The organism is Glutamicibacter sp. BW78 (genome assembly GCF_002332245.1).
Lineage (GTDB): Bacteria > Actinomycetota > Actinomycetes > Actinomycetales > Micrococcaceae > Arthrobacter_H > Arthrobacter_H rhombi_A.
The window spans coordinates 565-1,152 of record NZ_NRGU01000010.1; the positions used below are offsets into that span (position 1 = coordinate 565).

General features: G+C 58.0%; 1 protein-coding gene. It reads right to left on the reverse strand.

From position 1 onward, the window contains the following. Nucleotides 1–534 (reverse strand): zinc-binding dehydrogenase (locus tag CIK75_RS01875; protein WP_143413238.1); only part of this gene is annotated, 534 nt, incomplete at its 3' end. Nucleotides 535–588: the final 54 nt, after the last annotated feature.

Here is a 588-nt window from a genome sequence, read left to right on the forward strand (position 1 = left end):
AGCATCCCGGATCTGCGAGAGCGGAAATTTTGCGGCGGGTGTTGTGGCCAGTAAACCTGACGCAACGAGCTGGAAGACTTCTTCAAAACGCTGAGCGAACTGCACGGGGTCGCTGTTATGAGCATCTTGGCGCAGGTGAAAATACTTCAGTTCCACATGCGATGGAAATTCCCAACTGCCGTGAATTGGCGTGCCGGAGAGGAGCCCGTAGCTGATGAACTGACCTCCCGGTTCAAGGGCTCTCGCAACTTTGCCTGCGTTTAGGCCGCCGACGGCATCGAACACGACGCGGGCAGATTGGCCGGCGGCGGCATAGAGTCGTTCTTCCCACTCGGGTTGGTCTGTGGCGATGATCGCGCTCCACAGTTTTCCCTTGCTTGGAGGCCGGTCGGAGCTACGAGTGATTCCGATAGCAGGAACGTTGCGAAATTTCAGCAGCGCGGCGATCTGGGTTGCAGCTTCCGATGTCGCCGCAGTCACGATGACTGGCCCATTCCCGGTTACGTAACGACTGACCATGCTGACCGTGGTCATCGGGTTGATGTACGCGAAGCAAGCCCGCTCGGTGTTCAAATACTCAGGCACGGG